The sequence below is a fragment of the Corallococcus sp. AB045 genome (assembly GCF_003668895.1).
Taxonomy (GTDB): domain Bacteria; phylum Myxococcota; class Myxococcia; order Myxococcales; family Myxococcaceae; genus Corallococcus; species Corallococcus coralloides.
Map to the genome: position 1 here is coordinate 15,826 of NZ_RAWN01000039.1, position 6,976 is coordinate 22,801.

The 6,976-nt window shown below is 69.8% G+C and carries 7 protein-coding genes; all 7 read left to right on the top strand.

Translation table 11 applies throughout. The features are described from left to right. Nucleotides 1-29: 29 nt before the first annotated feature. Nucleotides 30-1,325 carry a class I SAM-dependent RNA methyltransferase gene (locus tag D7Y21_RS12140; protein ID WP_120563246.1) on the top strand — a complete coding sequence of 432 codons (1,296 nt, stop codon included), beginning with the start codon at nt 30-32 and terminating at the stop codon, nt 1,323-1,325. Nucleotides 1,326-1,331: 6 nt separating this feature from the next. Further along, entirely contained in the window at nt 1,332-2,729 is a 1,398-nt protein-coding gene (locus D7Y21_RS12145; RefSeq protein WP_120563247.1) for a VWA domain-containing protein, read from the top strand. Nucleotides 2,730-2,758: 29 nt separating this feature from the next. Continuing rightward, complete coding sequence (locus D7Y21_RS12150) at nt 2,759-3,274, top strand: hypothetical protein (RefSeq protein WP_120563248.1); 516 nt, start codon at nt 2,759-2,761, stop codon at nt 3,272-3,274. 73 nt (nt 3,275-3,347) lie between these two features. Then, the gene (gene miaB / locus D7Y21_RS12155) at nt 3,348-4,733 is read left to right on the top strand and encodes a tRNA (N6-isopentenyl adenosine(37)-C2)-methylthiotransferase MiaB (protein WP_120563249.1); all 1,386 of its coding nucleotides are present in this window, start codon (nt 3,348-3,350) and stop codon (nt 4,731-4,733) included. A gap of 36 nt (nt 4,734-4,769) precedes the next feature. Further along, nucleotides 4,770-5,285, top strand: a complete 516-nt coding sequence (locus tag D7Y21_RS12160) for a gamma carbonic anhydrase family protein (protein WP_120563250.1) — start codon at nt 4,770-4,772, stop codon at nt 5,283-5,285. Nucleotides 5,286-5,317: 32 nt separating this feature from the next. After that, a complete protein-coding gene (locus D7Y21_RS12165; RefSeq protein ID WP_120563251.1) occupies nt 5,318-5,788 on the top strand; it encodes a cyclic nucleotide-binding domain-containing protein in 471 nt (156 codons plus the stop codon). Between the two features lie 306 nt (nt 5,789-6,094). Beyond that, nucleotides 6,095-6,889, top strand: a complete 795-nt coding sequence (locus D7Y21_RS12170) for a DedA family protein (protein ID WP_121713277.1) — start codon at nt 6,095-6,097, stop codon at nt 6,887-6,889. The last annotated feature ends 87 nt before the right edge of the window (nt 6,890-6,976 follow it).

The window sequence follows — 6,976 nt, forward strand, 5'->3', positions numbered from 1 at the left end:
CACAGGCGGCCCCCGCGAGTGCGCCTGCGATGACGACGCTGCCCGAATCCCCCATTGAACTGACGATTGAACGGCTGGGCCAGCTTGGCGAGGGCGTGGCCCAGTGGGAGGGGCGCACCGTCTTCGTGCCGGGCGCCTTCCCCGGCGACACCGTGCGCGTGCGCCTGGAGGCCCAGGGCAAGGTCCTGCGCGGCCTGTTGGGCCAGGTGCTGACGGACGGGGCGGAGCGCGTGTCGTCGCGCTGCGTACTGTCCGACGCGTGCGGCGGCTGCGACTGGCTGGAGCTGTCCGTCCCGGCCCAGCGGTCCGCGAAGCAGGAGATCGTCCTCTCCACCCTGGAGCACCTGGGCCGCTTGAAGCGCACGGCCTTCACCGTGCGGCCGTTGATGGTGGCGCCTCGGGACTGGGGCTACCGCCGCCGCGCGGTGCTGCACGGGGCGGGGAAGGGGGCGCTCGGCTACTTCGGCCGGCGCACGCATGAGCGCATTCCCGTGGACGTCTGCCCCGCGCTCACGCCCGTGCTCACTGCGCTGCCCGGGAAGCTGGCCCCGCTGCTCAAGCCGCTGGCCAAGGACACCGAGGAGGTGCTGCTGCTGGCCGAGGGCGACAAGGCCGCGTTCGCGGTGAACCTCAGCGGACAGGTGACGGCGCGGCACCTGGAGGCCGCGGAGGCCGCTGTGCGCGCGCTGCGGCTGGAGGGCGCGGTGCTGGTGCCGAAGGAGGGCTCGGCGCGGCTCATCGGCCGGCCGGTGCTGCGCTCGCTGTCCCCGCTGCGCCCCGAGGTGCCGGTGTACCTGCGGCCGGATGCGTTCGCGCAGGCGCACGCGGAGGCCAACGTGGGGCTCGTCACGGCGGCCCTGTACGAGCTGGGCGCGAAGGAGACGGACTCCGTGCTGGAGCTGTACTCCGGCAACGGCAACTTCACGTTCCCCCTGGCGGGCACGGCCGGGTCGGTGCTGGGCGTGGAGTCGTCCCCGGTGGGCGTGGAGCTGGCGCAGCGGAGTGCTCGCGAGGGTGGGGTGGCCAACGTGCGCTTCGTCCAGGGCGACGCGCGCAAGGTGTGCGACGGCTTGGTGGCGGAGGGGCGTTCGTTCGACCTGTGCCTCGCGGATCCGCCTCGGGCCGGAGCGCCGGGCCTGGCGAAGTGGATGCGCGCCTTGAACGTGCGCCGGGTCGTCTACGTGGCGTGCGACCCGGCCTCGCTGGCGCGTGACGCGGCGGGGTTGGTGGAGGCCGGTTACAAGCCGGTGGCGCTCCAGGTGGTGGACATGTTCCCTCAGACGCACCACGTGGAAGCGGTGATGTCGTTCGAACGGGGAGCCTGACGCGCCATGGACGCCCGCATCGTCGAGTTCGCCGAGGTCCTCCGCCAGAACGGCGTGCGCGTCAGCACGTCCGAGGTGCAGGACGCCCTGCGCGCCACGGCGGAAGTGGGCGTCCAGGACCGGAGCCTGTTCCGCTCCGTGCTGCGCGCCACGCTGGTGAAGCGCGAGCTGGACGTGGAGACGTTCCGCCGCGCGTTCGACTTCTTCTTCTCCGGCGCGGCCCGCACGTTCGAGGCCATCGACAAGTCGCTGGCGAAGCAGTTGGAGGACGAGGGCTACCTGGAAGGCGACCTGCTGAAGATGGTCATCTACCAGATGAACCTGCTGGCGCCGGAGATGTCCCCGCTCGCGCAGGCCATCCTCGCGGGTGACCGCGCGCGGCTGGCGCAGATCTTCCGTCAGGCGTCGCTCCAACTGGACCTGGGGCAGCTGGAGAGCCCGCTGCAGACGGGGTTCTTCACGCGACGGATGCTCGCGGGCGCGGGCATGGAGCGGGCCCGGTCCGACCTCAAGGCGATGGAGGACGAGCTGAAGGCTCGCGGGCTGCACGCTGAGGGCGTGGAGATCGTCTCGCGCCACGTGGCCGCGGCCATGCGCAAGATTGAAGACGCCGCTCGCGCGGAGGTGAAGCGTCAGTCCGAGGCTCGCATCCGCCGGCGCACGGACTCCGTCACGGAGAAGCCGCTGCACCTGCTCACGCAGGCGGAGGTGGACCAGATGGAGGCCGCCGTGCGCACGCTGGCGGAGAAGCTCAAGAGCCGGATGATCCGCAAGCAGCGCTCGCACCGGCGCGGGTCGCTTCACGCCCAGCGCACGCTGCGCCGGAACATGCCGTGGGACGGCATCCCCATGGTGCCCGTGTTCCGCACGCGCCGGCCGGAGCGCCCGGAGCTGGTGGTGCTCTGCGACGTGTCCGACTCCGTGCGCAACGCGTCCCGGATGATGCTGCTGTTCATGCACACGCTGCAGTCGCTGTTCGTGCGCGTGCGCTCGTTCGTCTTCGTGTCCGACGTGGGCGAAGTCACCCAGTTCTTCAAGGACCTGGACGTGAGCGAGGCCATCGACGCGGCGACCGCCGGGCGCACCGTGTCCATGAGCTCCAACTCCAACTACGGCCGTGCGCTGGCGGACTTCACGCGCGACCACCTGGGCAGCATCACGCGCCGCACCACCGTGATGATCATTGGCGACGGCCGCAACAACTACAACGCGAGCAACGCCTGGGCCCTGAAGGACCTGAAGCGCAAGGCCAAGCGCGTGCTGTGGATCTGTCCCGAGGACCGGGGCAATTGGGGCATCGGCGACAGCGAGATGCTCACCTACGAGAAGCACTGCACCCAGGCCGTGGTCGTCACCTCCGTGTCGGACCTGGCCCGCATCGCGGAACAGCTCGTCCCCGTTTGAAACCCCTTTCGCACCCGAGGAGCGCCCCCATGGCCCCGTCCTTCTTCGACGACTACCAGGACGTCCCCAACGTGGAGACCGGTCCGGACTTCGACGCCGCCGACGACCGCACGCTGCGCATGGCGTCACGGCCGGTGGACAAGGCGCTGCTCGACCAGCTGGTCCGCTACCAGGAGACCTTCCTGTCGCATGTGGAGGCGGACGCCAGCCCGGAGGCCATGGCCGGCGCGGCGAAGGCGGCGCTGGAGACCAGCGGCCTGGACGTGAAGGCGGCGGAGTGGGGGAGCGCCGTCCTCCGGGCCTTCGGCGGCCGGCGGTGGACCGTGCAGCGGCTCCGCTCGAAGCTGACGGAGCTGGAGTCCCGCTCCGGGCCAGAGGTGGACGAGGTGAAGAAGCGCGTCCAGGACGAGCTGGTGAAGCAGGAGCGGGAGACGGACGCCCTGGGCCGGCGGTACGGCGTGGAGACGGTGGCCCTGCTCCGGGAGCACGAGGCGGAGCTGGTGGCCCTGCACACCCGGCTCCAGAAGGTGCTCAGCCGGGGATGACCCGGCGTGTCCGCCCGGTTGCATTCCGCGTCCGGGCGTTCCATAACGGCCCGTTTTCCTTCAAGGCCCACCCATGAAGCGCTACTTCATCCACACCTTCGGCTGCCAGATGAACGTCAACGACTCGCTCCGCATGAGCGAAGCGTTGTCGAAGATGTCCTACGTCCCCACGCCGGAGCCGGACAACGCGGACCTCATCATCCTCAACACCTGCTCCATCCGGGAGAAGGCCGAGGACAAGATGCTGTCCGCGCTGGGGCGCTACCGCGCAGTGAAGGCCAGCCGGGGCGCCATCCTGGGCGTGGGCGGCTGCGTGGCCCAGCAGGAGAAGGACAAGCTCCTGAAGAAGGTCCCGTACCTGGACTTCGTCTTCGGCCCGGACAACATCGCGAAGCTGCCGGAAGTGATTGCCCGCGTGCAGGACGCCCGCGAGCGCGTGGTGGAGACGGCCTTCGTGGACTCCGAGGAGTACGTCTTCCCGCGCGCCGACGCGGAGACGTCCCGCGGCAAGGTGACCGAGTTCGTCACCGTGATGAAGGGCTGCGACAACGTCTGCTCGTTCTGCATCGTCCCGCACACCCGTGGCCGCGAGGTGAGCCGCAACTTCCCGGACGTGCTCAACGAGGTGGCGGACCTGGCCGGCGTGGGCCTGCGTGAAGTCACGCTCATTGGCCAGAACGTCAACTCGTACCAGGGCGGCATCAGCTTCGCCCAGCTGCTCCTGCGCACCGCGGAGGTGCCGGGCATCGAGCGCGTGCGCTTCACGACGAGCCACCCGCATGACCTGTCGGACGAGCTGATCGAAGCGTTCCGCGTGCAGCCCAAGATTGCCCCGCACTTCCACCTGCCGGTGCAGTGTGGCAGCGACCGCATCCTGAAGATGATGCGCCGCGACTACACCGTCGAGCAGTACATGGAGCGGCTGGAGAAGCTGCGCGCCGCGCGGCCCGGCATCGCCATCACCACGGACATCATCGTGGGCTTCCCCGGTGAGACCGAGGAAGAGTTCGAGATGACGATGCAGCTCACCGAACGGGTGAAGTACGACAACCAGTTCTCCTTCGTGTACAGCCCGCGCCCCAAGACGGGCGCCGCGCTGCGCGAGAAGGACTGGGGCCCCATCCCGCACGAAGTGAAGGTGGCCCGGCTGGAGCGGCTGCAGAAGCTGCAGCGGCGCATCAGCGGCGAGTACACGCAGGCGCAGGTGGGCCTGGACGTGGAGGTGCTGGTGGAGGGCCGTTCGCGCTACGACGCCACCAAGCGCTTCGGCCGCACGCCGGAGAACCGCACGGTGAACTTCGAGGGCGATGCTCCCGCGGGCTCCATCGTGACGGTGCACGTGGAGCGCGCCACGCCCAACCAGCTCGCGGGCAAGCAGGTGGCGGTGCTCCAGGCTCCCACCGTGGCGCCGCCGCCGGTGGAGCTGCCCTTGCCGTTGCATGTCCCGGCGGAGGCCTGACGCCTCCGCCGCAGTCCCGCCGTCGGAGGTGCCACCATGCCGTTGAAGCCGTTTCGCGGGGTGTCCCCCCGCGTCCATCCGAGCTGCTTCATCGAGGACTCCGCCCAGGTGGTGGGCGATGTGGAGCTGGGCGAGGACTCGTCCATCTGGTTCAACTCCGTGCTGCGCGGGGACGTGAACTCCATCCGCATCGGCAAGCGCACCAACATCCAGGACCTCACCATGATCCACGTCACCAGCCAGGGTGACTCGACGACGGTGGGCGACGACTGCACGGTGGGCCACCGGGTCATCCTCCACGGGTGCGTCGTGGGCCACCGGGTGCTGGTGGGCATGGGCGCCATCCTGATGGACGGCGTGGAGGTGGGGGACGACTGCATCATCGGCGCCGGCACGCTGCTGACGCCCGGGACGAAGATTCCCCCGGGGTCGCTGGTGGTGGGCTCGCCCGGCAAGGTGAAGCGCCCCATCCACGACGGCGAACGCGAGTTCCTGGTGCAGTCCGCCCTCCACTACGTGCACACCGCCGCCGAACACCGCGCCAGCCGCTGACGCGGCCGCGTTGTGCGTGTTAGGAACACCCCATGGCGCTCGCCCCAGAGACGACCCTGAAGGCCTGCCCGCTCTTCAAGGGCTTCACCGACACCGGCATCTCCATCTTCGCGGCGGCGGCCGTGTCGCGCGCCTACCCCAAGGGGACGGCCTTGTTCACCGAGGGCAAAGCGGGGGACTCGCTGCTGATTGTCGGTGAGGGCACGGTGCGGCTGAGCGCCCGGAGCCCCTCGGGCGAGGACGTGCCCCTGGGCGAGGTGACCGTCGGTGAGCCCCTGGGCGAACTGGCGCTCGTGCAGAAGGGCGAGCGGCTGTGCTCGGCCACGGCCCAGACGGATGTGCTGGCGCTGGAGATCCGCGCGGCGGACTTCCAGAAGCTGCTCGCGCAGAAGCCGCAGGCCTGCATCAAGCTGTTGATGGGCATCGTCAGCCACTTCGGCGCGAAGGCCCGGGACAACCGGGACATGCTGCGCACGCTGGTGGCGCGGGCCCCGGGAACCTGACTGGCTGTCGGACAGGTGGCGCCGGGCTCATGCCGGGAGGCCGGAAGGGCGAACGGTCCTGCCACCCGCACCGGAGGTGGTTACTGTGCTCGCCTGGAGCCCCTCCGGGCTCCCAGGCTGTCGCACACCGTAGGTATGGGTAGACATACGGCCGGCGGCTTTCGTGATGTGGCGCGGACGCTTGAGGTGGGAAGCTGGGCGGCCGGAGTTTTCAACTGCCGCACCCGGTTGATGGCTGGGTGATGGACGGGCTGGCCCGGGTGGTTGCCGAGCGGCCCTTCGGGAAGTGATTGGACGGAACGACGCGTGGACGAACTGCTCACCAACCTGCTCGGTAGCTCCCAGGGCCTCTTCGCCTATCTGTCCGTGTTCGCCATCCTGGTGGCGTGCGGGCTGGGCGTGCCTCTGCCGGAGGACATCTCGCTCATCCTCGGTGGGTTCCTGGCGCACAAGGGCGCGGCCAACCTGCCGGTGATGATGGCGGTGGGGTTCTTCGGCATCCTGGTGGGTGACAGCCTCATCTACCTGGCGGGGCGCCGGCTGGGCACGAAGCTGGGGCGCGACCCGGGGGCGAAGGGTGGAGGGTTCTTCTCCAAGATCGTCACGCCGGAGAAGCGGGCGAAGGTGGAGTCGCTCTTCGTCACGCACGGCCAGAAGATCGTGATGATCGCGCGCTTCATGCCGGGCGTGCGCGCGGTGACGTACTTCACCGCGGGCTCCGTGCACATGTCCTACTGGCGCTTCATCTTCTGGGACGGCCTGGCGGCGTTGCTGTCCGCGCCGGTGTTCGTGTGGCTCGGGTTCCACTTCGGTGGCGAGCTGGACATGGTCATCCGCAAGCTGAAGGACGGCCAGGTCGTGGTGCTGGGGGCGCTGGCGGTGCTTGCGGTGGGCTACTTCCTGTACCGCCGCCGCAAGAACGCGAAGCTCAAGGCCGAGGCTGCCGCCCAGGCGCAGGCGACGCAGGTGGCCCTGCCGCCCGTGCCGGAGACGCTGGAGAACAGCATGTCGCCCACGCGCGCGGCCAGCCCCGGCGCCTTCTTCGACGTGCCCGCCGACAAGGCGCCCGCGTCCGAGCCGGACCTGAACGCGCACAAGTAGTCACCGTGCAGCGGTGACGTGGTTCACGGACCCCGCCCCCTCGAAGGAGGGAGCGGGGTTCTTCGTTGCGGGCCTGCGGGGGTTACG